Here is a 25,770-nt window from a genome sequence, read left to right as displayed (position 1 = left end):
TGCTATTTATAACAAGCCTATATCTCCGTTTCTTATCTTGTGCATCTTATCGCTCGTTGATATATAAGCTTTGGCAAACCTTTTGGAAGTTAAGTAAAGCTCAATTGGTTTCAGGTAGCGGTCCATGCTGAAACTGTGAGGTTTGTCACGCAACAAATACACAAGGTACTTTCACCTTTACAGTACAAAATTTTTTAACTGTTGTGCCTGTAGAGGTACAACCTAAAAGGTAAGATCAATGGAAAAACGAGTAATTAATCCCTGGAAATGGCAGGATGAACGCAGCTATGTACAAGCTGTAGAAGTAAAAAGAGCGGAAAGCACACTCTACTGCTCGGGACAGGCTGCAGTGGATGCCGACGGTCAGTCAAGTACCGGTGATATGAGAGCACAACTCATCGAGGCGATCCGGAACCTGGAGCAGGTCATCAATGAAGCCGGGTACGATTGTAAGAATATTGTGAGGCTCAATGTTTTTACTACTTCTACCGAAGAGCTTTTCTCCTGCTTTGATATTTTTCAGGCTTGGGTAACCAAGCATGACATCAAACAATCGAGTACTTTACTGGAAGTAAAGGGACTGTTTGAAACGCTTAAGGTGGAACTGGAAGCTACCGTTGTTAAATAGTGATTCTAACTTCAGCAAACCGGTTATGGTATGATTTGGCTATATCATAACTGGTTTAATTTCAATTGTTCTTTTAAATGACCCCTGGCTTTTGACAGGCAGTCTCGCGAAGCACTCAAGGAAATTCCTAACATTTTAGAAATTTCAACATGTCCGTACCCTTCAATTACAAATAAGTTGAAAACCATCCTGTGCAGTGGCGAAAGTGAACGAATTGCTTCAATAGGTTTACCCATATACGCTTCAATCATTCCGCTGCCATCATGGCCATTCCTATTGTTTTCATGATAGTGGTCAACACATACACGGATCAAAATAAGCCTAAACCGTTCTTTTACCATCAGCAAATAATCGGTATGTCCGCTTATGTCTGTCGTATGCAGGCTCCGGAGCAGATTTAAAAAGCCTTTATTAATGAGTTCCACACACGTTCCGTCATTGGCATACCGGTAGCAAATGCCCATAGCAAAGCCATGAAGCTGACGGTATAGCTCCTTCTGACACTTACGGTCATTGTTAATGCAACCCTTAAGCAAGTAAGTAATATCGTGACCAGCCATATCTGGTTTGGGTTATGCTACATTTCCAGTCAGTTAAGTGGGGCGGGATGTCTTAACTTGAATACGTGAGCATTAGAAAATATATGCCTGCATAACGACAGCATGCAGGCATTATTGGTTTATATTCTTTAGTTATTTGCTATATACTCCTTTCAAAAATCCTGAAAGCGTCTCAGGTTTACGACCAAGTATTTCTTCCAGAGTATCTTCCGTACTTTCAAAGTCATTGTTTTTCATACCTGCGGCAAACAGTACCGACATTTGTACTATGCCCTCAGGCAGACCAAATTGTTTAAGTGTAGCTTCAAACTCCTTCGGATCAGGGCTAATGTAAGCCACTTCTTTACCAGAAAGTGCAGAAAGCTCACGGGCAATATCCGCGAAAGAAACTGCTTCTGAGCCTGTAAGTTTGAATGCTTTGTTCTCCACCCCTTCACCTGTCAGAAGCAGTGCTGTGGCTTCCGCCAGATCTGCTCTGGTAGCAAAGGCAACTTTACCATCCCCGGCAGGGAAGTAGACTCCGGTATCAAACACTTGCTCCCCCATAAACATAGGTGTGACCTCAAAATAAAGTGTATTTCTGAGGAAGGTATAGGTAAATCCGTTTTCCCTGATATAGTCTTCGGTTTGGAAGTGGTCTGCCAGTAATGGCTTCAGAGGTGAGGCATTAATGTCCTTCATAGCCACTCCTGTATAGAAAATATGCTTTACACCTGCTTTCTTAGCAGCGTCAACGGCATTTTTGTGCTGTTGCAGGCGCTCATTGAAATCGCTGGATGAAATAAGTAATAATTTGTCAACACCCTTAAAGGCAGCTTCCATAGAGGCCGGGTCATGATAGTCTCCTACGCGCACGTCCACACCTTTGGCTTTAAGATCGCCGGCTTTCTCAGCATTGCGCACCATGGCAGCTATTTGCGATGCTGGTACTGTTTTCAATAGGTTTTCTATTATTAACCCTCCTAAGTGCCCTGAGGCTCCTGTTATTAAAATCATAATTATTATTGTTTAGTAATTTTCCAGAAATGTCTGCCGCCGGAAATCCTGACCACTACAACCTGACGTCCCTGAGTTTCTCTCATCTTAATCTTATCAGGGAATCAAGCATCCACTCTCCGGTGGTTGGTTTTCACGAAGGCTTTTAAATTTTATTGGCATTCTCCTTTGGGTGAGCAAACCGCACCATCCTGGCTTTCGCCTTCTGAGTATTCTTTTTGCCAATTTTCAAAGGCACTGCTCAGCATGCGGGCAAAATCCGTTACCGGCATGGCTCCGCTAAATGAAGCCTTTCTGTTTATTATAAAGGATGGCACTCCCCTGACTCCCAGGTTTTGGGCCACTGAAATGTCTTTATCTACCTCGGCAGCATACTGGTTGCTTTCCAGCACCTTTCTCACCGGCCCCTCTTCCAGCCCTACCTCCAGAGCTATCTTGAGCAAGGTGGCATGGTCTTCTATATTTTCACCATTCGTAAAATGTGCCTGAAAAAGCCTCTCTTCCATCTGATCATCTAAACCGACGGATTGAGCGTATTGGATCAACCTGTGGGCATCCAGAGTGTTTGCCCATACCAATCTGTCCATGTTGTAGGTAAGCCCTGCTCCTTTGGCCATAGCAGTCACCCGCTCGCTCATCATTTTTGCCTGGGCTACAGTGGTACCCAGGTGGTCTGCCAGGGCCTGATTGTTATCCATACCTGGTGTATGCCTGGCATGAGGGGTGATCTGAAAACTTCGCCAGTTCACCTCGATTTTTTCCTTATGTGGAAATTGTGACAATGCAGTTTCAAAATTGCGCTTGCCTATGTAGCAAAACGGACAGGCGATATCTGACCAAATCTCCACTTGCATCTTTTCTTGTGCTACTGCCATATTTAAAATATTTCGTTTTTCGTTTGTTTAAAAAATTGGATATTCGCTCAAATACCTCAGTTTTTGTTTATCCTTTTCAATATTTCAAATGTACGGAAGCGCAGGTTACCAGGATATATTTGTTACCTATTGGTAACTAGTTACTAAAAAGTAACTATCTATATTTTTTCTTGATTTTACAACCTGTTAAATTGCAGTTCAGGTGACAGATAATTTGCCTGAGAGACGGATTTTAAAACTTTGAGCTATAAAATGCTCCATTTTGATACTCAATACCACTAATTAAAAACAGACATGAAGAAGAAAGCAGCGTCAGAATTACCCACGCAGTGCAGAATCCTGATCCAGGGGGTGAGGGACACGCAGGATTTATTGAATGGCAAGTGGAAAACCCCGATCATCGGTGCTTTATATTACCGGGGCAAAATGCGGTTTATGGAATTGCGCAGGGAGCTGGACGGTATTGCGCCCAAGATGTTGTCGCAGGAGCTGAAAGACCTGGAGATGAACCACCTGGTAACCCGGACTGTCTACAATACCATGCCTGTAACTGTAGAATATGACCTTACGGAATACGGGAGAAGCCTGAACTCCATCATCGATGCTATGGGTAAGTGGGGTATTAAGTACAGGGAGCAAATGTTGAAGCTTTAACGATATGTGCGTATTAAAATGACGCAGAGTCCTCTTCCAGAGACATCCGCTAGGAAGGTCTAAAATGACGCGGAGTCCTCTTCGAGAGACATCCGCTGGGAAGTAAGAAAACTCACTCTTAACTTATACGACGTCACCCCAAACGCAGCGCTGCGGAGATTTGAGGTTCCTTGATTAATTGTGCTGCAAGGAGTTTAGGCATTGTCTGATTCCTGTTACCCTAACTGCTTTTACATTTCAGCCACTCGTGATTGATCCGGGGGATACCTTATTTAAAAACCTTATTCAGAAAATCTACCGTATAGTTCAATGTTGGTTCAAACCACGGATGGACAAGCCAGAAGGAATGGGGTGTACCTTCTATAGTATGTACTTCGTTGTAGATCTCATGTTCATTCAAAATCCTGACCACGTCATCCCGGCCTGCGTGGAACCTGGGCTGGGCACTGTTTATGAACAAAACGGGTGGCGTAGAGCTGCCTGTATATTCGAGGGGGGGAAGCCTCTTTCCACACCTCTGGGACTTCGCTTTTATAACCTCCCAGCCATTTAGCTGCATATTTTCCTTCTTCGGCCTCAGGGTGGACAAAGGATACGATGCCATCTATATTGACTATAGCCTGTACCGTGCTGGTATGCTGCAAATTTCCTTCGGTGCCTTCCAGCTTTTCTAATTCACCGGTCACACCCAACAGTGTTGCCAGTTGCGCTCCTGCCGAGCATCCCAACGTGGCTATTTTGGTGGTATCAAGTTGATAAGCCTCTGCATGGGCACGCATCCAGCGGATAGCGGCTTTGAGGTCATGAACGGCAGCAGGATATGGCACTTCCGGGCTTAGCCTGTATTCCGGCACTACCGCCACATACCCCTGGGCAGCCAGATGCTGCGCCATGGGCACCTGATTGGCTTTTTCCCCTGAACTCCAGCCTCCACCAAATATCAGCAGCACTCCGGGATACTTTTTATCTCCTTTATGCGCCGGATAGAAGACATCCACGGTAAGCTCCCTCCCTACATTTACATAGGGCACGTTGTAGGTCTCATCAACACCTTCTAGCTTCTGCGGCGCGATGGGCGTTATTTCCGGGTGATACTTTTTTAGCTTGAGATATGCACTTCGGATGGAGTACGAGGTATCCCTGGGATAATCATGCTGGGCATGGACCTGAACGATGGTTAACAACAACAGTAGGGTAGGACAGTACTTTTTTATCATGCCTGATAGGTTATGGTGCGCTGCTCTTCATGGCTTTTCATGGCCAGTTCAATAATACGAATGGTGTTTCTTCCTTGCTGCGGCGTTACCTGGAGTTCTGATCTACCGGTAATAGCCTCAAAGATATTTTCGTAATAAGCCGGATAATTGCCATTTACACTTTCCGCCGTTTCCCGATGGTCTCCCTGCTCATCCTGATAGTTGATGGTGCCCCACTGGCTTTCCGGCTCCTGCCCCCAGTCCTGATCTTCCAACGATTTTTCTGCTTCATTGAGCGTGGCTTCCTGAACATCCAGGCCATACTTAACAAAAGAGCCCTGGGTTCCCAGTAAAATGTATTTGGGCAGCGGCTCTTTAACCAGCATGCCGGATTTGATGGTTACTTTAATGCCTGAGTAATGTAATATCAATTCAAAGTTGTCTATGATATGGCTGTTATCCCGCTGTACATTCATAAAGCAGGTCACTGCTTCGGGCAGTCCAAAGAGTACCTGTGCCTGATCGATCAGGTGAGAACCCAGGTCGTACAATAAACCGGTACCTAAAGAGCCTTCCTCTTTCCATGTACCAGGCTTTATGAAATTCCTGAACCGGTCGAAATGGCTCTCAAATTCTACTAAACGACCTAGTTTGCCACTATCCAGCACTTTCTTTACTGTCAAAAAATCGCTGTCCCATCTGCGGTTTTGATAGACCGATAGTACTTTCTGACTTTCATTGGCCAGTTTTATCAGTTCATCCGCCTCTGCTGAGGTAACGGTGAATGGTTTTTCTACTACCACGTGTTTATCTGCTGATAGCGCTGCATGAGCCAGTGAATAATGTGCACTGTTGGGAACGGCCAGCACTACAAGGTCTATCTCAGGAGCATTGATAATGAGCGAGGCATCGGATACGATTTCAGCCTGAGGATATCTGCTTTTTGCAATTTTGATATTTTCTTCCCGTGTTTCCCTTATACTGACCAGCTCAAGGCCCGTAACATGATCTATCAAAGGTGCATGGAATACACGGCCTCCCATGCCATAACCTATTAATCCTACTTTAATGTTTTGCATATTGCTGATGTTTATCGTTCAGAGGCTCTTCCCTAAGGATTTTCTAAGGTATAAGTTTTTGTTGCATTTTGTTAATCACCCTTAAAATCCCTGCGGTACAGCACGTAGGTTTTCCCTTTCTCTGTAGGCAGGTCATAGAGGAATGTCCCGGGAGCAGCTATTTCTGTAATTTCGGCCTTATTGCTGATCAGAGGTTCTTTCACTGCCGGCTGTACAAAGAATGGGTTTGAATTATTCCCTGAAGCTTCCTTCAATTTTCCTCGAGCCAATTTTAAGGGGCTCGTTGCTCTTAACCTGCAATTACCTCCTAATGTGGATTGAATTACCAGTTTCTCAATTTGTCCTTGCTTCCATGAAACATCAACAATGAAACCTCCCCTTGCCACTAACCCTGAAACCTCTCCTTCTTTCCAAAGAGCGGGCAGGGCAGGGAGTAGAAACAGCGCTCCGTCGTGGCTTTGCAGCAGCATTTCGGCGATGCCTGCGGTACATCCAAAATTACCATCTATCTGAAAAGGCGGGTGGGCATCGAGCAGGTTGGGATATGTACCTCCTCCATTGGTTTCTTTATCTTCCCCGGCAGGCCTCAACTGGTCGGTAATAAGCTTAAAGGCCCTATCTCCCTCCAGCAGGCGGGCCCAGAGATTAACTTTCCAGCCCATTGACCAACCGGTAGAAATATCGCCCCGGTGTATGAGGGAGGTTTTGGCTGCGGCAAACAGGTCAGGCCGGGTGAAAGGCGATACCTGATTGGAAGGATATAAGCCATATAAATGCGATACATGCCGGTGCTTGTCATCAGGTCTGTCCCAATCGGCAAGCCACTCCTGCAACTGGCCGTACTGCCCGATCTGCATGGGCGGCAGGTTTTTAAGTTTTAGTTTTACCGTATCGGCAAGGCTTTCATCTTTATGAAGTATTGCTGCCGCATTTAAAAAATTGGAAAACACATCAAATACCAACTGATTGTCCATAGTATTGCCCGCAGCCAGTGATGTGCCTCCGGGATGCTTGTTTTCGGGGGACATGGAAGGTGTAACCACCAGCCAGTGATGGCTGGGTTCTTCCTGTAATACGTCCACATAAAAGAGTGCTATTCCTTTTAATACCGGGTATACTTCTTCGAGGAACCCGGTATCTCCTGTGAACAAATAGTGTTGCCATAAATGCTGGGTTAACCACGCACCACCCATGGGCCACATGCCGTAAAAGGCCCCGTCTATGGGGCCGGTGATCCTCCATATGTCGGTGTTATGGTGCATGTTCCACCCTCTCGCCCCATACATTTCATGTGCGCTTTGCTTTCCGGTAACTGACAGGTCTTTGATCATGGAGAAGAGGGGCTGGTGCAGTTCTGACAGGTTGGTGATCTCGGCAGGCCAGTAGTTCATTTCGGTGTTGATATTTACTGTATACTTGCTGTCCCACGGCGGTGCGATCTCCTGATTCCATATGCCCTGAAGATTAGCGGGCTGTGTGCCGGGCTGAGAACTGGAGATCAACAGGTAGCGACCAAACTGGAAGTACAGGGAAACCAAAGACAAGTCCTGATGCCCGGCGAAGTTCTTTAGCCTTTCATCAGTAGGTTCATCATCATGGGTATCATTACCCACACGCAAGCTCACCCTGTCAAAGTACTGCTTATAATGGCGGATATGGTCTGCCTTTATTTGCATGTAATCTTTTTCCATTGCCTTTGCCAGGAATTGCCTGGCCGTCTCCATTTCATCCCCGCTTATATCATTATACCGTTTGAAGTTGGTGCCCATAGACAGGTAAAGGGTTACGGTATCAGCTTTTTCTATAGCTACCTGATCATGCCTGGTTACAAGTTTACCTCCTTTAATTTCCGGCTTAACAAGGGCTTCAAACCGGATTTTACCTTTCTTATTATCCTGATCCCCGGAAGTGCCCGACAAGGCCAGCATCCCTCCCATGACCTCTGTCGAATACTTTTCGTGAGGACTATCAAGGCTTAGGTTGCAGCTAATACTTCCCGGCTTATCGGCAGTAATCCTGACCACAATAACCTGATCGGTAAATGAAGAAATTATTTCACGGGTATAGTTAGTCCCGCTCAGCTCATAAGAAACCTTGGCTACGGCGTTCGAAATGTCCAGATCACGGTAGTATTTCTTTACTTTTTCGTGTCCGGGAAAATCAATATATAAATTGCCAACGGGCTGATAAGGCATACCATAATTATTTTCAGCAGGGGCGTGGCGTGGTACTTTGCTCATCAGCAGGTCCTGCGCTTCTTTATACTTACCTGCAAACAGTAATTCACGTACTTGTGGCAATACCTCCTTAAATCCGGCAGGGAGGTTATTCCCCGGCTCACCTGCCCAAACTGTTTCTTCATTGAGTTGCAGTTTTTCTCTGCCAGGGTGGCCAAATACCATGGCGCCGATCCTGCCATTGCCGATGGGTAAGGCTGCATTCCAATTTTCTGCCGGTTCGTCATACCAAAGCTTAAGGGGTTCTTTTGGCTGCGCAACACTCCACGTAAGGGCAAGGCCTAATAGTATACTTAGAACTGTCCTCTTTTTACTAATCAAATCAACCCCCTGATTTTAAGTCTCTTAACCCATCAAAAACCAATTGCGCCACTGCTTTTGCTCCTTCCGGCTGGAAATGGGTATTGTCACGCTCTCCTTCCGGGTATGCTTCATATTTACCGGCCGGGAGGTTCATAAAATAGTTATTGGTAACATATTCCTTTCCTTTGGCAGTAAAGGCATCAATAGAGCGCCGGGTAAGGTCTATTACCTGCACGCCGTACTCTTTAGCCACATCCTTTGCGGCCTGCGGGTAGTCACCATGTACATTCTCCAGTTGACCATCCTTCCAGGGATAATTCCGGTTTACCGGGGTGAGCACTATGGGTATGGCTCCTTTCTGAAGTGTCTGTGTGATGTAGAGGCGCAGGAATTCTTTATATCCTTCTATATTCACATAGCGCTCCGGCTTATTTTCTGCGGCGTCATTATGGCCAAACTGGATCATCACTATATCGTTCTTGTTCAGGTTATCATAGACGCTTCTCCATCTTCCTTCCTGAAAGAATGTGCGGGTGCTTCTTCCTCCTCTGGCCCTGTCGTCTACCACAACACTATCTCCCCGAACAATATGTTTTAACTTTTTCAGGCTGTCAACTGCCATAAATGGCTGAAATACCTGCCCCCAGCCGGTAACAGGGTACCTGGTTTTCATGTAGTCTTTTCCTTCATCATAGTTATCGCTATAATCAGCCACGGTAGAGTCACCAATCAGATATATGGTAACTATTTCTTGTTTGGCCAGAAAGGATGTCGCCAGCAGGCCGAGGGTAATAACCAGTATTATTCTTTCTTTGGTATTCATGAGGGTCAGTCTTTTAAGTATTGGACTAATTCAGGCATTTCGCCACGCATCTCTTCCACCACAAGGTCGCACACTCTGAAAGCGCCGTATGGAGAGAGGTGGGTATTATCTTCTTTACCGTCAGGCAACGACGGGTACTCTCCCGGGTTGATGTGAAGAAAAAGCTGCTTTGAGCTCTCCTCTCCATAGCTTACCAGCAGTTTGCGTGTTTTTGCCTCCAGATCAAGTAAGGGTACTTTTTCTTCTTTGGCCACCTGCCGTACTACATCCGGATATTGACCATGAGTATCAACCAGATTTCCCTTTTCGTCAAATTCCCTACGTACGATAGGCGTTGCAAGAACCGGCTTCCCTCCTTTGGCACGGGTATCTGCTATATACTTCTTCAGGTTGGCCCTATAGGCAGTATCGGGGTCAGCATAGCGCTTAGGATCCATTATTTTTTGATCGTTGTGCCCGAACTCAATGATCACATAATCTCCGGGCCTGATCAGTGACAACACCTTATCCCAGCGGCCTTCATCCATAAAACTTTTCGTACTTCGCCCATTGACTGCATGGTTATCTATGCGTACACCTTCCTTCAAATACAGCGGAAATACCTGCCCCCAGCCTTTTTCCGGATTCCCATCTTTGAATGGCTTATCAGCCACCGTAGAGTCGGCCACTAAAAATATCGTGATTTCATCATCCTGCAACAAAAAAGCTAACGGACTAAATAATAGCAGCAGTATGAATGTTTTCATTATCTATATGATTTTATAAAATAAGTATTGGTCAGGTTAGCGAAGTTTAACAGCCTTCTTTTTCACTTCGCTACCCAACTGGATCTGATCTTTGTTTATCTCCTTTTTATTAAAATGGATATTCTCAGAGGTATTACCCAATACCCGCACCGCCGGTTTGTTCCCCTCAGCGTATTCAAGATTCGAGATATCCAGATTGGTACCGTTAAAAATGGTAAGCGCATTGCCTTTTTCCTGCATCACTTTTACATTTTTAAATGTTATCTGATCAGAGTCTATGATAGTAATTCCATTTTTTGCTTCGAGTAAGGCGTTTTCAAGTGTTACATTTTTAAGTTTCATTTCCGGGAGCCCCTGGAATAAGGCCGCAGTACCTGAACCTGTAGCGGTAATATCCTTCATGTAAATGTTTCTAAATGAAGGTGTTTCCTCCGTAACGGGCATCGGCTCCTGATCTGTCTCGGCAGCCTCCTGCCCTTCTTCCAGTATGGGCGACTGACCTCCATAAAACATATTGAACCTTATAGCTTCAGTAGGAATATCGATCATATCGATATTGGAGATATAAATATTCTCCACTATACCTCCGCGACCACGGGTACTTTTAAACCTGAGCCCTACATCTGTACCTATAAAAGTGCAGTTGGAAATGTGGATATTCTTTACTCCACCGGACATTTCACTACCTACAACAAAGCCTCCATGTCCGTGATATACCGTATTGTTTTTTACGATCACATTCTCGGTAGGTATGCCACGCTTACGGCCGTCTTCATTTTTGCCGGATTTGATACAAATAGCATCATCACCCACATCGAAGGTATTATTATAGATCAATGCATTTTTACACGACTCAAGATCGAGGCCGTCACCATTCTGCGAATACCAGGGGTTGCGGACGGTCAGGTTTCTTAAGATAACATCTTCACACATCAGCGGGTGGATATTCCATGCAGGTGAATTCTGGAAAGTGGGACCATCCAGCAAAACCTTCCTGCAATTGATAAAACTTACCATTACGGGTCGCAAAAAGTCTTTTACGGCTTCGAACTCCTCGCGTGTTTCATATGGGGGCACATTAAAATTATTTACCAGTTTCTGGGCCTTCTCATAGGCCTCAGACGGGTACCAGACTTTACCGTCTTCACTTACTACACCCCCTGACTTCAACAGCTGCCCCCATTGGGTCGGTGACATCTTGCCCTTTTTCACCGGTCTCCAGGCATCTCCTGAACCATCAATAATCCCTTTGCCGGTAATGGCAATGTTTTCCAGATCTTTTCCATAGATCGGTGACTGACAGCGGTAGGTATCCAGGCCTTCGAAGCTGGTTCCTATAAGTGGGTATTTGCTTTTATCTTTACTGAAAACAATCAGTGCGCCGTGCTCTACATGCAGGTTGATGTTACTTTTGAAAACAATAGGGCCAGTCAGCCATATACCTCTTGGCACAATAAGTTTGCCTCCACCTTTTTCAGCAAGAGCGTCGATAGCCCGGGCAAAGGTCTGGGTGTTGTCAAATATGCCATTACTCACGGCACCGTAATCTTTAATACTCACCACATGGTCAGGAAAGGAAGGGGTGGCGACTTTGGGCATGTCAAATTCAATCCCTGCGTATATTTTTTCCTCCTGACTTCTCCCCTGATGGTATGAAAGCACCAATAGCAACATGAATGCTCTCAATATATTCTTTTGCATATGCATAGTCTCTTTGTTGTAGTAATAGTCTTGTATAAATTATTTCTTGCTCCTATTTCAAAGGAGTTACTCTGAACCAGTCGTAGTCGGCATATCCCGAGTCATTGATCTTATCCTGCCTTACGGCGAATATACCCACTTTTGCACCTATCCAGCGCCCAGGCACTGCGGTAAACTCTTCACCTACAGGTTTAAATTTCCTGCCATTTTCACTATAGCTGAACTGGCACTTCGCACCGGCCCGAACTTCTAACCTGAAGTAAGCTTCATTACCTTTAAGCTTTGTAATGATCTCCTGCTTTTCTTCGTTACCATGCCTTACGTCGTTCGCCGTGGTAAAAGCCACATAGAGGCCGTCTTTCTTGCTGACAAGACTGATATGTGCATAATCTTCTCCCATAACCAGCAGGCCTGTCTGCTCATTCTCCAGTTCTTCATTAGGGTGGAAGGTCAATTGGGTTGTAACTGCAAACTCCAGCGCAGGGAACTTCTGCAACAACAGGTTGGGTGCTCCCCATAAGCTTTTTGCGCCTTCGGGCAATTGATCTGTGTAAAGCCTGAGCTTTCCGGCGGCGGCGTTGGGAAATGCCCAACCAGCTTTCGGATTGGCATGCCACTGCCATTGCACCCCCAGCCTGTTGCCACTAAATTCATCTGTATCAGGAGGGGTTTCTTTGGAGTAACTCTTACCAACATTCGGTTTTTTGTAGATCATTACGGGCTGCCCTTTGCCATCACCGTCAAGGTCTTCACCGATCACCGGCCAGTCGTTTTTCCAAACCATGGGTTGCAAATGCACTATGCGGCCATAGGCTTCCCTATCCTGAAAATGTGCAAACCAGGATTCGCCTGATTCCAGTTCGACCCAGCCTCCCTGGTGTGGGCCGTTAATGGCTGTATTGCCCTGATCCATCACAATACGGTCTTCATACGGGCCATATACATTTTTGGAACGCAACACGGTTTGCCAGCCTGTGGGCACTCCACCAGCCGGGGCAAAGATGTAGTAGTAGCCGTTCCTTTTATAAAACTTAGGGCCTTCCATAGTGGGGTGGTTTTCATGACCATCAAATACTATGGTACCTTCATCTAGCAGCTTTGTGCCATCCGGGCTCATTTTATTGACCACCAGCACACTTTTTATTCCTGCGCGACTACCGGCAAAGGCATGCACGAGGTAAGCATTGCCATCCTCATCCCAAAGGGGGCACGGGTCTATAAGTCCCTTGCCTTCCTGCACCAAAACGGGCTCTTCCCACGGCCCTTCAGCTTTTTTAGCCTTCACCATGTAAATGCCAAAATCCGGGTCGCCGTAGTAGATATAAAATTCGTTGTTATGATAGCGAATGGAAGGGGCCCAAACGCCATTACCATGTTGCGGCTTTGAGAAATGATCAAAAGGAGCCTGCCTATCCAGCGCATAGCCTATCAGCTTCCAGTTAACAAGATCTTTTGAGTGTAGTATGGGTAGCCCGGGAATAGCATTGAAACTGGATGAGGTCATATAAAAGTCATCCCCCACTTTACAAATGTCCGGATCAGAATAGTCTGCGTATAGTATCGGGTTTTTGAATGTTCCGTTGCCCTGGTCTGCCACCCATACTTCGGAGAGGTCGTTATGCTGACCAAAGCCTGTATGGCCGGTTGCAAAGGCCACGGCAAATAATAGTATTGCTTTAAATAAGTTGTTGGTTTTCATATGCACTTCAGTTCTCCACATTGTCATTAAGTTTTTGGTTGGGGTTCCAATCTTTAAATATCATTTCTAAAGTAAATTTCTCAAGATCATCTTCAGCCAGTTGGTGAGACCATTCCACACGGGCGCCTTTTGCCGCCCCGGGCCCGGATGAATTATACTCGGCGTAGAAGGTCGTATTTTCTGCCTCCGGTTTGTTCCAGTTGTGCCATCCTTCAGGCTTGATGTGCCTGTCCATTTCGCAATTGATGAATACGGTTTGGGCATAAGGTCTCCAGGGTCTTCCGAGGTATACACTTTTCTCAGGAGCATCTCCTGTTAATTGGCAGTTAATAAATACAAAGCCATAATCCGAAGTTTGCTCTGTAGATGCCGCCGTAATGTAGCTCCCTCCTTTTTTTGAAAAGATCTCGCAGTTTTCAAAAACGGCAGTTGACCATCCGAAAATAAAATCGGTTGTACCTTCTATATAGCAGTTTTTGTAATACTGCCTGCTATCCTTGCCATGTGGATAAAGTGTATCCTGAAAACCAAGGAAACGGCAATTTTCGAATATCACTTTGTCTCCATCGATGCGCACCGCTACGGCTTGTCCTACAGGGCCTGAGGAATTTTCGAAGGTGATGTTTCGAGCTGTAAAGCCTTCTCCAAAAACAAAGAAACCCGATGACCCTGAGGTACCGATCTCTTCTCCAAACCTGTTAATCCTGGAAGCGTAATCGTCATAGGTAATGATCGTCTTGCTCACATCCTCGCCAATGAAAGTAACATTGGTTTTGGAGGCGGGAAGAATTAGTTTCTCCTTATATCGACCATTTTTAATAAAAATGCGGGTTTCATTCTTTCTCAGGTCAGGCACTGCATTGATGGCTTCCTGTATGGTTTTGAAATCCCCGCTTCCGTCACCGGATACTACAAAATCGTATTCTGCCCCGAATAAGGACGCAGAAATAAATAAAAATAAACTGCTCAGGATCAACTTCATTCGCTCTGGCTGTTTATAACCTTATCATACTCCAGCGAGGCCATAATAAACGGGCCAATGGCTTTGGGATCATTGTCCCTTTTTTCTTCATTGATGTAGTACTCGTAAGTGCCACTTCTGTAAGGATCGCCTCCCAAACCTGCAACTGCACATACCTGGGTAATGCTTACGGAGCCATCATCTTCAGTTTTTATAAGATTTTTAAGCAGCCCCTCGTAAGCCTCAATACCATTTTTTTCAAACTTTTGGTCGAGATAGCCATTTTCAACGCCTTTTAGCAAAAAGTAAGCAAACATAGATGAAGCAGATGCTTCGAGGTAGTTCCCCTCTTTTTCACCCATATTCACTACCTGATACCATAGCCCCGTAGTATCCTGATACTTTACCAGTCCGGCAGCCATTTTGTTGGCAATGTCAACAATCATTTGCCGCTTGGGGTGGTCTTCAGGCATATAATCGAGCACATCAACCAGAGCCATGGCGAACCAGCCCATACCGCGCCCCCAGAAGTTCGGGGAAAGCCCGGTTTCCTTATTAGCCCACTCTTGCTCCCTGCTTTCATCCCACCCATGATAGTAAAGTCCGGTTTCAGGATCGTAGGCGTATTTATCGATCAGGTAGATCTGATTGGCAACATCGTCGAAAAGTGCGGGTTCATTAAAATCCGCAGCATATTTTGCCAGGAATGGTGAACCCATGTAGATGCCATCCAGCCACATTTGATGTGGATACCTCTTCTTGTGCCAAAAACCTCCTTCGCTGGTACGCGGGTGCTCTTTCATCTGATCCCTCAAAGTATGGATCGCTATTTTATAGTTCTCTTTACCGGTTTCTTTATACAGGTCGATCAGAAATTTGCCCGGATTTACCCTGTCGATGTTGTAATCGGTTTGTTTGTAGGTTTTTATCTCACCTTTGGCGTTGATCATGGAGTCTGCATAGGCCACGGCGTAGTTATAATATTTTTTATCTCCTGTAGCTTTCCACAGTTTCAAAAAAGAGGTGCAAACCAGCCCATTGGTATACTCCCATTTAGGCTTTGGCCTGAAATCCAGGTACTGAGCATCAGGCGTTCTTTTCATTTCCGAATCGGCCATTTTTACAGCCATCTCCTTGCCGCTTGCTTTTGCACTTACCGTAGTTGCCGGCACCTCCGCTTTCACCTCTTCTTTATCCTTATCGCCTCCCTTACCTGAGCATCCTGTCAGAAGCACCCCTGACAGCATAATGACGGACATAGCTCCAAATCTCTTTGCTTCTCGAATTAATCTAAACTTCCCCGGTTGCGGGAATACATTGCTTCCTGTCTGCATATTTTGAGTTGTTCTGGTTTTTGATATTTCTATCACTTCACTAGTTGGTTTAAATAAACTTCTATATTGGTGTATTCATTGTCAATGGTGTATTCAACTGCATCGTTACCGTTTGTATGGTTCAGTCCATGTTTCGCTTCCCATTTATCGGGCATCCCGTCCTTATCGCTATCTTCCTGAGGTTTTTTCGTTTTGAGTTCAGGCCAGCCTCCTACATCTTTTTGAGAATCAATAATACCATTATTAAAGCTGGCCTTGCCTTTTTTCACCTCTTCTACGATTCTTTTATCCACGGCATCTCTGCAATGGCTTGCTCCTGCACCTGCCAGAACAGACTCATAGGCTTCTTCGGCTGTTTGCATATTTAAAGGAATGACCTCGAAAGGCTCTTCTGCTTTGGTACTCTCCGGGTTTTCGCATTGCACTCCTCCCGCCCAGTTGTTTTCTGTTACTTCTTCACTACCTGCCATATAGTTTCCATGCACATAAAATTTCCCGTATGGTTCGCTGGGGTTTATTATCCTCGCGGTAACCGACTTTTTAGTGGCAGGTCCGGGCTTGAAATAGTTGTTAACCATATTATACCTGCCTTTTTCGCCTCCATAAACACTATTATGACCCCAGTTATAAATTACATTGTTCCTGAAATCCACAAGTTCATCAGCGCTGTTGGGTGTTGAAGATGAGCCGCTAAACCTTGGATTACGGCTGCTATGGTGTGCTATAAGGTTATGATGGAAGGTGGTCTTTTCCCCACCCCAAATTCCGCCATACCCATGAGCACCTTTTTTGTGGACCGACTGACTCAGGCTTTCCGAAACTATGCACCACTGTAACGTAAATTCGGAGTTTCTATAAAAAGAGGCACATTCATCGGTCGACCAGCTCACTGAGCAATGGTCGATGATAACATTTTTATTTCCTCTGCCTTTGAAGGCATCATCTTCAACTTTCTTTTGATCCCCTAACCGGAACCGCATGTAGCGGATGATCACATTATCGGCACTGATCCTGACGGGGTAATTCTTGATGCATATACCATCTCCCGGTGCTGATTGTCCGGCTATGGTAACGTCGCCGTTGTCTACAGGCAGGTCTGATTCCAGGGCTATATTACCGGAAACAGCAAAGGTAATGATACGCGGGCCTTTTGATTCAACAGCCTCTCTAAGGCTTCCGGGGCCGGCATCATTAAGGTTGGTTACAATCAAAACCTTGCCTCCACGACCTCCGGTTGCATACTTCCCAAAACCTTCTGCTCCGGGAAATGACAATTGCTGTGCATTTATTGCGGATGCAGAAAAAAGAGACGTGATAAACAAAACGGTTGTTAATATTTTTAATCTATTCCAGTTCATTTACTCTACCTTCTAAATATTACTTCGTTAACTACTCTTCTTGTCAAACCAGCTTACACGCTTATCATTTTTGTCCGCTGGTTATTGCAGATACCAAACTGTTCAGATAAACCTCAATATTTTCGTAACCGGTGCTGAGGTCATGGTCATTGGCTTCAAATTCAGCAGGGTTAAGCCCCATTTGTGTTTTCCATGTATCAGGCATTCCATCTCCGGAAGTATCTATGGGAGAATCTTCAGAATTTAAAACAGGCCACCCGCCTACATCACTTTGTGTATCAATAATGCCGTTGGTGCTACCATTAGAACCTTCGTAAGTGTAGTTTCCGTTTTTAACGTCGTTAATGATATGTTCATCCACTGCATCCCTTACCAGCGAGGCCCCGCCGAAACCTAGTACTTTTTCATATGCTACCTCTGCAGTATGGGTGTTTACATTATTCTGGATATCAAGTGGTGCACTCAGGCGCATGTTTGTTTTATCCTCTTCTGAAACGGTACCATAGCTGCCATGAAAGTGAGCATACACGCCATGCGTCCAGTTATCATTTGTAGCCTGTGTGCTTCCATGTATATAGTTTCCATCTATGAAAAATTTGCCCCAGATATCGTATACGTCGGTACCTTCCACCTTATTCTTGTCGATAGAAACAATCCTGTCATTTTTAGAACCCGGGGTGGCCGGACCGGCTTTGTAGTAGCAGTTAACAATATTTACATTCATGGCTTCACCTCCGTAGGTGCTGTTACCACCCCAGTTGTAGATGACATTGTTTCTCAAATCTACAAGATCGGTGAGCGCGAATGCATCGCCGGCCGCCTCCCCAAGTCTTGGGTTCCTGCTATCATGATGGGCCAGCAGGTTATGATGGAACGAAGCATACCTGCCTCCCCATATACCCCCATAGCCATGGGCTCCTTTATCATGAACTGAATTTCTCAGGCTTTCGCCGATTACGCACCACTGTACGGTAGTATTCTCATTGGCATAAAACGACACACACTCATCCGTTGACCAGCTCATAGAGCAATGATCTATAATAATATTTTTATGGAAGCGACCTCCCAGGGCATCTCCTTCGGCCTGGGCTTCATCACCCATTCTGAACCGTACAAACCGGATGATTACATTATCGGCGGCAATTGTTACGGGATAGTTTTTAAGGGTAATGCCATCTCCGGGTGCGGTTTGCCCTGCTATGGTTACATCGCCATTTTGTATCTTTAGCTCTGAGTTCAGAGCGATGATACCGGACACTTTGAAAAGAATGTACCGCGAACCACTGGTTTGGATGGCTGCTCTCAGGCTACCCGTGCCGGAATCATTGAGGTTAGTCACATAGATCACTTTGCCTCCACGGCCTCCAGTGGTATTTCTTCCAAAACCTTCAGCGCCTTCAAACGCATAGGCCACCTCATTTACAGGAAGCGAATCCTGCTGCTGAGTGGTTGTATCAGGATCGGGATCAGGATCAGTTACCGAAGTGGTATCCGAACCGGAACCTGGCCCGGGGTCAGAGTCGTCACCTCCACAATTGACCAGAAAAATGAAAAAGGATAGGGCGAAAATTAAACATAGTTTATTGAACGATCTCATGGAATGTAAAATGATTTAAATGATCTAACTAATGAAGAGCCTTCCTGACAAAATTTAAGATGCGGTCATGCTAATGACCGCATCTCGTACAATATGAAGAAACCTAACTATAGTCCGGACCTCCATCTGGGGTCTCCTGCGCTATTTGCAGCAGAGAAGCCTTTGTCTTTAATGTTGTAATCCATATTTTCTCTATCTACCCAAAGGTCATCCGCAGTGCCACTGTAAATGAATGATGGGAAGCCTGCAATGTCATTTCCGGAAAAGGAGAAATCAGAAGGACTCCATGTGTTGATGATATCGAAAGTAGTGGAGCCAAGACCTTCAACACCTTTTACAGAATAAACTTCAGCCCCACTCATATCCCAGCCAGGCCCCCAAATGGTATTATGAATTTTTATGCCCCCAGTCACATTATTCTTGCCATCACCTCCTCGCCATCTGAACATTTGGCGACCTGCTTCAGGAGCCTGGTCTATGGTACAGCTCTCAATAGTTATAGAACCAGTATTTGTTCTGCTTGCCAGGAAGTATTGAAATTTGGAGAATGTTGAGTTTTCAAGTAGAACATCTCCAGCCGTCCAGCCATCGGTGTCTACATAAAATGCAGCATATCCATTAATGCTATCAGCTACAGAATTCACTATTGAATATTTGTCAACAGTACCAATACCTCCTTTGATTCTTGTGATACCTCTGTGGGAGTGAATTTCGCAACCTTCAAACTTAATTTCGCCAATAGAGCCTGATACAGAAATATTAAAAACATAGCCACCAGAAAAATCTCCATGAATGGCCACATTTTTAAATACCAAAGAATCTATTGTTGCTCCGTCCGTTATATCATAATTACCACTAGACGTATTGATGAGTGGTAAAGCAGGAGTAAAACCATAACCGCTTATGATCAATACAGAACTATTAAAGGCATATCCATTGGCCTGATAAACCCTACCTGGCTCCACTATCACTACTGCACCATCCTCAATATCGCCAAGTGTATCGGCCAGAATATCCTCGCTTTCAATCCCTGAAAGGTCATAGACAGGGCGGTCGCCGAATTCCAAAGCTGGTTTGGTAGTATATACTTCCCATCCCCGTAAAGTCTCCCCTGAATAAATGGCAATTTGATATGTAGTAACAGGTGTCAAATTATTAACAATCGCCTCATTATCGTCTATTTGTTCCTGAGTTAGTTCAATATCAAATAATGGAGTTTCCAGCCTGAGGTCATTGATAGCATATACTCTCACTCTATCGATTAAATCTCCTGAAGTGGACCAGAACACTCTGGCCCTGGTGTCGGTGACATCAAACTGAAGGTTTGGTGCCCCTTGATTTGAAGGATATTTTTGTGTTCTTACTGCCCCCAGATCAGATGACTTGCTATCATACTGCGGGTCTGCTGCATGAGCTGTTGCACGGACCTGATAGATGGTAAACCAAAGCAGCTCTTCACCTACTGTTGTCTCATTGATCTCTACATAGCTGGTATCAGCATCAAATGTATAATCTATGGTTTTAAAGGTATCACGGCTAACTTCAATGGTATAAGATATTGCCTCCTTTAAGTTACCTATATCAGCAATGATCGTATTGCCTTCCGCATAGAGCTTCTCATTTAAAACGGGCCTGAATAACCTGGTTTTTTCAAATACCTCCTCATCATCATTGCAGGCGAACATAGCCAGCATGCCCAACAGGAGGATACCTGATGCTTTATAAATATTTGATTTGATATTTTTCATTGTATAATATTTTAAGTTCTTATTAGAAGCCATAGCCGTCATTTTGCAATACGCCCTGGCTATTGTCTATGCCAATGGTCGGTATCGGAAAAATATATCTAACAGGGTGCGTATACCTTGCCCAGTCTTTAGTAATCCACTGCTGATAACTATCAGGCTGGTTCAAATCAATCAGGGCCTCAACCCAATCTCTTTGCCTCCAATTATCAGGATCCGGAGGGGCCACGTTAGAATAAAGATCGTATATGACCAATGTTCCATCCGGCTCATTTCTTACATACAAATATTGTGGCATATCACCACTACCTGCTTCGTCAGCCATTTTTTTAAGGCCGGCAACTGTTTCCTGTACTTTCTCTGAATAAATGTTCCAGCGAATAAGCTCATATTTTCTAATCATCTCACCTCCAAACTCCCAGGCTCTTTCATCCACAATGGCCTCGAAAAAAGACTCTTTACTGGCCGAAGCGGTATTGATGTAAGTATCGACTTTCTCTGCCCATACAGAGTCCGGAAAAGCTCTTTGTCTTACCCGGCGCAACATTTCCTGAGCCTGCCCTGTAGGGCCGTTGAGTTCGTTTTCAGCTTCTGCATACATAAGAAGTACATCTGCATATCTCAGCATAGGCCAGTTTATACCGGTGCCTTTTGATGTATTACTTCCGGGAGCTTTTTCCAAATAAGTGCGACTCCATTTGCCTTGAGAAATTCCTTTATTATTTAAATCTATCAGCTCCTGCGGCTCCAAATCTTCCTTCGTCGGAGTCTCATTCGGATATTCATATAGTGCGCATGTCACATCCCTTCTTTGGTCTGCCCTGTCAAAAGAGTAGAAGTATGTGAGTGGTATTTTCATATAATTATTTCCTGATCCATAGGGGCCACTATAAACTCCCACACCTATATTCCAACCCACGTCTCCCTCACCAATGGCAAAGGGGACTTCAAAAAGTACATCTGCGTTAACAGGATTAATAAATTTTGACTGGTTTAGAAATACCTGCCGATAGTCCTGAGGCAATTCACGGTCTTTTAGTTGTATCAGCTTGCCGGTATATTGACGTGCCGTGTCGTAATAGGCCAGGTAATCCGAAGCCCTGTCCATAGTCATATCAGGTTTCAAAAACCAGCCACCTCTTTGTAATGAAAGGCGGGCGATCATGCCCAGTGTATACTCACGATTTACCTGCTCAATACCAAAAGGTGCTTCATCGGCCCAATACATCCCCTCTTCGGCTTCAATCATATCATGGATCACGGAAGACAATATCACGTTGCGATCTTCTTTAGGCAGGTTGAAGTCTACCCCAATTTTAGGAGCTTGGGTAATAAACGGTACGTCTCCAAAATAGAACGTAAGTATGCTATACCAATAAGCACGCAGTGTATATGCTTCTCCTAACAGATGACCCATATCAGCAGCAAGCACCTTATCATCCGAATTGTATGCTTCGCTAGCCAGAATACCTTCAATAGCGATATTAGCATCTCTTATAGCTTTATATCCGATATCCCATACATAATCAAGGTCTCCATTGTTTTCCTGGGCATTGAGGTCCCATATCTGATAACGGGCACCGTCACTGCCCCAACCACTGCTATGTTCAATGTCAGTGTTGCCTGTCATATTATTAGACAATCGCGACCTGAAACCATCATGGCTAAAGTGGACGTAAATGGCATTTACTCCTCTACGGGCGTCTTCCGCATTTGAAAACACATACTCACTATCAAAGGTTGACAACGATTGCGGCTCCAGATAATCATCGCATGAAGCGGTTATCAGAGCTGCCATGGCCAATATTAAATATCTAAATTTCATATCTCTGTAATTTTTTGCGACAATTAAAAAGTAATATTCACACCTACGGTATATGACCTGCTTCTTGGGTATGATGAGTAATCTACTCCAGGAGTCAGTGCAGAGTAAGAGCTGCTTCTTGTGGTGCTCACTTCAGGATCAAAACCTGAATAGTTGGTCCATAAAGCCAGGTTATAGCCTGTCGCATATATCCTGACCTGCGACAGTTTAACTTTGGAAATCAGATCAACAGGTAGTGTATAGCCCAGTGTCAATGTATTGAGCCTGATGAAAGATCCGTCTTCCACGGCCCAGTCAGTAAGTACTGCAGTGGCGGTGCCAAATGAATTATTACCACTCCACATTGACTTGCCTTGGTTCATATCTCTTAGTTGCTCAAGATCTGTTACCACTTCTCCAGGTGTACCGGTATATGCACCGTCAACATCGATATAAGTAAATCGATTGTCAGGGCTCATGGTATTCAGCATATTGCCATAAGTAGTGCGGTAGTATTGGTTATACTCTATTTTACCGGTATTGTAGATGTCATTGCCATAAGACCAGTTGAAGAATATGGAGGCATCAAATCCCTTATATCTGGCATTAAACCCAAAACCTCCCTGGGCCTTGGGAAGGGCGTTACCAATTACCCTCCTGTCTTCGCTGTCGATCTCTCCGTTTCCATCAGCATCTTTTATCTTCATGTACCCTGGCCTTAAAGAGTTAACTCCAATTGTAGCACTGTTGTCCACCACTCCTTCCTTAAGTATGTAGGTATCCGTTGCCTCATCATAACTTTCAAAGTCATCTACAGTATACATACCGTCATTTTCATAGCCATAAATTAAGCCGATAGTCTCTCCCACACGCAGCAGGAAATCATTTCTGTCTTTGAGATCGGTACCTGCCCAGTTAGACTGAAAGAATCGCTCGTCAGTACCATCCAATTCTTCTATTTTGCCTTTATTCATACCAAAGTTAATATTGGCTGAAAGAGAGAAGTCGTTATTATCAATAATGTAGCCTTCCAGTCCCAGCTCAATACCCCGATTGGAGGTACTGCCGATATTGTCCCACTGAGTTTGGAACCCTGAAATAGGTGAGATTGCCTTATCCAGTAAAAGATCATTTGTGGTATTATAATATGCATCAAAACTACCAGTGACACTGGCTTTAAAAAGGGAGAAATCAATACCGGCATTTCGGCTAACTGTAGTTTCCCAGATCAGAAAAGGGTTATATAAAACATCTGATGATGGTGAGTAATAAGTATTATACTCGTTGCCAAATCCAGGACCGTTGTCATTGGAGGGTGAAAACAGGAACCTCGATGCCGTTCTGTCTACTTTGTCATTACCAATTTCTCCATAGCTTACCCTTAATTTCAATTGGTCTACGAAAGTAACATTAGACATGAAGGCTTCTTCGGAGATTTTCCATCCAAGGGCCACTGCAGGGAAGAAACCTACACGCTTATCCTTCGCAAACTTGCTATTGGCATCTCTTCTGAAAGTAGCTGTTAATAAAAACCGATCGTCCCACTGATAGTTTACCCTTCCAAAAAATGAAAGTTTGTTATCTTCAGTAAATTCTTCTGACGAATAGAATAACTGACCTTCACCCAGTTGCATGTTGGCAAACATTTCTTCAGGGGTAATGGACACCCTGAATTCTTCCTGGCGTACAAAAGAGCTTTCGCCTCCGTTAGAGTTAATTTCGTGGCCTACTAAAAGATCCAGTTTGTGGCGACCCAGGTCTTTGAAGTTGTAACCTACAGTATTGTACCATCTGTATGACCAGCCCTGGCGCTCTTCAATCGTTCCTAAAGGCAGGCTGCTTCCTTCCTTTTGCGATTCTCCGGTCAGTGGGCCGTAAAATCTGAGTCTTTCTCTGAAATTGGTTTGTCCGTTGGCTACTGTTGTAAATGTAAGGTTGTTGGTAGCCTTCCAGGTAAGGCCTCCGTTGAAGGCATAGTTTTTATCCGTTTGCTTGCGCCAGTCCTGCTCGGCCAGCTCTGCGGGATTGATCATACTTAACAGGAAAGACTGGTAATCATCACTGGCATCGATTGCATTAAGATCGATATCAAGTTCGTCGGCAATGCCGTTGACAGGGCGGGTAGTGATGGCATCCTTAACTCTAAGCTGAGAGCTTCCGGATGTACCCGATCCGTTCGTTATTGAATAGGTGATACGAGAGCCAAAATCAAATGAAAGTTTGTCGGAAATATTCTGATTTAACTTCAGGTTGGCCACATTTCTTTCATAACCGGAGCCGGAGATGAGCCCTTCCTCATTATTGTTGGTAAGGCTAAGCGAAATCCTTGTATTCTCAGAACCACCGCTAAGGCTTACATTGTGATACTGAGAAAACTGACCTCCGCCAAAAAGTTCGTCTTGCCAGTCTGTTCCGGCTTTGTTTTTATACAGTTCAAGGTCATCATACTTACCAAAATACTTTTCAAAATTCTCCACATCGGCCTCAGACTTTAGTTTGGCTGTTTCATAATTAGCCATTACATAGTCGTAAGGAGACAAAACCTCATACTTGCGGTTTTCAGGCAGATGTTTGTACTTGGCAAAACCGTTGTAGTTTACTGATACTCTTCCGGCCTTGGGTTTCTTGGTGTTGATGATGATAACGCCATTGGCAGCACTGGCTCCATAAATAGCAGTAGCCGCGGCATCTTTAAGTACGTCAATACTGGCTATGTCAGTAGGAGGAATATCGCGTATGCTGCTCATGATAAAGCCATCCACCACATATAAAGGAGAGTTATCCTGCGTCACAGAGCCTCCGCCTCTTACACGGATCACAATTTCGGCATCGGGTGAGCCATCAGTCGTCTGAACCCTCACACCGGGCAAACGACCGGTAATCGCTTCTGCGGCACTGGCTACAGGTATTTTTTGAAGGGTTTCTGCTGAAACCGAGGCAACAGATCCGGTAAGGTCAGATCTTTTCATGGTTCCATAGCCAACATCTACAATCTCTACTTCGGCAAGCTGCGTGACATCCTCCTCCATAGTAATGTTAAATGAAGTCTGGTTTCCAACGCTTACTTCCTGAGACTGCATACCAATAAATGAAAATACGAGGGTGGCATTTTCACTAACGCTGATCTTAAATGCGCCCTGGATATCGGTGACTGTACCATTGGAGGTGCCTTTCTCTACGACCGACACACCCGGCAGCATCTCACCGTCCGCGGCCTTAACTGTTCCGGAGGCAGTAACGCTTTGGGCGTAGCTGATCACAGGGCCAAAAATGGCAACTCCTGTAAGGATCAGGACAGTTAATGATTTCTTTAATAGGAGAGTAGTTTTACTCATAGTGTAGTGAGGTTTTAGTGTTCAATCTTGCAAAATATGTGCAATCGATTGCATATTAAGAAATTATTATTCTTTTTCAAAATCAAAATCTGATTTTCTTTCCAAAACATACATTATATATTATATGAATCCATTTTTA

Annotated in this window: 19 protein-coding genes; 2 read left to right on the top strand and 17 right to left on the bottom strand. The window is 44.7% G+C overall.

From position 1 onward, the window contains the following. Nucleotides 1–238 precede the first annotated feature (238 nt). Complete coding sequence (locus tag LVD17_RS12415; RefSeq protein ID WP_233767178.1) at nt 239–628, top strand: RidA family protein; 390 nt, start codon at nt 239–241, stop codon at nt 626–628. Between the two features lie 44 nt (nt 629–672). Here LVD17_RS12415 and LVD17_RS12410 read toward each other — a convergent pair whose 3' ends face one another. The 3 genes from LVD17_RS12410 to LVD17_RS12400 form a co-directional block, all read right to left on the bottom strand. Next, nucleotides 673–1,188, bottom strand: a complete 516-nt coding sequence (locus LVD17_RS12410; protein WP_233767177.1) for an RNA polymerase sigma factor — start codon at nt 1,186–1,188, stop codon at nt 673–675. Between the two features lie 132 nt (nt 1,189–1,320). Continuing rightward, on the bottom strand, nt 1,321–2,184 hold the full coding sequence (locus LVD17_RS12405) for an SDR family oxidoreductase (RefSeq protein WP_233767175.1): 864 nt from the start codon (nt 2,182–2,184) through the stop codon (nt 1,321–1,323). Between the two features lie 152 nt (nt 2,185–2,336). After that, entirely contained in the window at nt 2,337–3,059 is a 723-nt protein-coding gene (locus LVD17_RS12400; RefSeq protein ID WP_233767174.1) for a DsbA family oxidoreductase, read from the bottom strand. A gap of 294 nt (nt 3,060–3,353) precedes the next feature. Here LVD17_RS12400 and LVD17_RS12395 point away from each other — a divergent pair, with 294 nt between their 5' ends. Next, nucleotides 3,354–3,713: a winged helix-turn-helix transcriptional regulator gene (locus tag LVD17_RS12395; protein WP_233767172.1), complete on the top strand. Its 360-nt coding sequence runs from the start codon at nt 3,354–3,356 to the stop codon at nt 3,711–3,713. Nucleotides 3,714–4,126: 413 nt separating this feature from the next. Here LVD17_RS12395 and LVD17_RS12390 read toward each other — a convergent pair whose 3' ends face one another. The 14 genes from LVD17_RS12390 to LVD17_RS12325 form a co-directional block, all read right to left on the bottom strand. Further along, on the bottom strand, nt 4,127–4,930 hold the full coding sequence (locus LVD17_RS12390; RefSeq protein WP_233767171.1) for an alpha/beta hydrolase: 804 nt from the start codon (nt 4,928–4,930) through the stop codon (nt 4,127–4,129). Next, nucleotides 4,927–5,988, bottom strand: coding sequence for an oxidoreductase (locus tag LVD17_RS12385; protein WP_233767170.1), 1,062 nt, complete (start codon nt 5,986–5,988; stop codon nt 4,927–4,929). The genes LVD17_RS12390 and LVD17_RS12385 overlap by 4 nt, the downstream gene beginning before the upstream one ends. A 71-nt stretch (nt 5,989–6,059) precedes the next feature. Beyond that, entirely contained in the window at nt 6,060–8,546 is a 2,487-nt protein-coding gene (locus tag LVD17_RS12380) for a glycoside hydrolase family 95 protein (protein ID WP_306416003.1), read from the bottom strand. Between the two features lies 1 nt (nt 8,547). Next, a complete protein-coding gene (locus LVD17_RS12375) occupies nt 8,548–9,351 on the bottom strand; it encodes a rhamnogalacturonan acetylesterase (protein WP_233767169.1) in 804 nt (267 codons plus the stop codon). 5 nt (nt 9,352–9,356) lie between these two features. After that, on the bottom strand, nt 9,357–10,097 hold the full coding sequence (locus LVD17_RS12370) for a rhamnogalacturonan acetylesterase (protein WP_233767167.1): 741 nt from the start codon (nt 10,095–10,097) through the stop codon (nt 9,357–9,359). A gap of 36 nt (nt 10,098–10,133) precedes the next feature. Then, entirely contained in the window at nt 10,134–11,798 is a 1,665-nt protein-coding gene (locus tag LVD17_RS12365) for a glycoside hydrolase family 28 protein (RefSeq protein ID WP_233767166.1), read from the bottom strand. Between the two features lie 52 nt (nt 11,799–11,850). Beyond that, entirely contained in the window at nt 11,851–13,518 is a 1,668-nt protein-coding gene (locus tag LVD17_RS12360) for a glycoside hydrolase family 43 protein (RefSeq protein WP_233767164.1), read from the bottom strand. Further along, nucleotides 13,505–14,479 carry a pectinesterase family protein gene (locus LVD17_RS12355; protein ID WP_233767163.1) on the bottom strand — a complete coding sequence of 325 codons (975 nt, stop codon included), beginning with the start codon at nt 14,477–14,479 and terminating at the stop codon, nt 13,505–13,507. Before LVD17_RS12355 ends, LVD17_RS12360 begins: the two co-directional genes overlap by 14 nt. After that, nucleotides 14,476–15,828, bottom strand: a complete 1,353-nt coding sequence (locus LVD17_RS12350; protein ID WP_233767161.1) for a glycoside hydrolase family 88/105 protein — start codon at nt 15,826–15,828, stop codon at nt 14,476–14,478. The genes LVD17_RS12355 and LVD17_RS12350 overlap by 4 nt, the downstream gene beginning before the upstream one ends. Beyond that, nucleotides 15,825–17,150 (bottom strand): pectate lyase family protein, encoded by a 1,326-nt coding sequence (locus tag LVD17_RS12345; protein ID WP_233767159.1) that lies wholly within the window; start codon nt 17,148–17,150, stop codon nt 15,825–15,827. Before LVD17_RS12345 ends, LVD17_RS12350 begins: the two co-directional genes overlap by 4 nt. A gap of 64 nt (nt 17,151–17,214) precedes the next feature. Further along, entirely contained in the window at nt 17,215–18,747 is a 1,533-nt protein-coding gene (locus tag LVD17_RS12340; RefSeq protein WP_233767158.1) for a pectate lyase family protein, read from the bottom strand. A 107-nt stretch (nt 18,748–18,854) separates the two neighbouring features. Continuing rightward, entirely contained in the window at nt 18,855–20,495 is a 1,641-nt protein-coding gene (locus LVD17_RS12335) for a DUF5123 domain-containing protein (RefSeq protein ID WP_233767157.1), read from the bottom strand. A 22-nt stretch (nt 20,496–20,517) separates the two neighbouring features. Next, nucleotides 20,518–22,317 (bottom strand): RagB/SusD family nutrient uptake outer membrane protein, encoded by a 1,800-nt coding sequence (locus LVD17_RS12330; protein ID WP_233767155.1) that lies wholly within the window; start codon nt 22,315–22,317, stop codon nt 20,518–20,520. A gap of 23 nt (nt 22,318–22,340) precedes the next feature. Continuing rightward, nucleotides 22,341–25,631, bottom strand: coding sequence for a SusC/RagA family TonB-linked outer membrane protein (locus LVD17_RS12325; protein ID WP_233767153.1), 3,291 nt, complete (start codon nt 25,629–25,631; stop codon nt 22,341–22,343). Between the last annotated feature and the right edge of the window lie 139 nt (nt 25,632–25,770).

This window comes from Fulvivirga ulvae (genome assembly GCF_021389975.1).
Classification (GTDB): domain Bacteria; phylum Bacteroidota; class Bacteroidia; order Cytophagales; family Cyclobacteriaceae; genus Fulvivirga; species Fulvivirga ulvae.
Note: the sequence above shows the minus strand (reverse complement) of the source record. Positions and strands in the feature narration are given on the sequence as shown.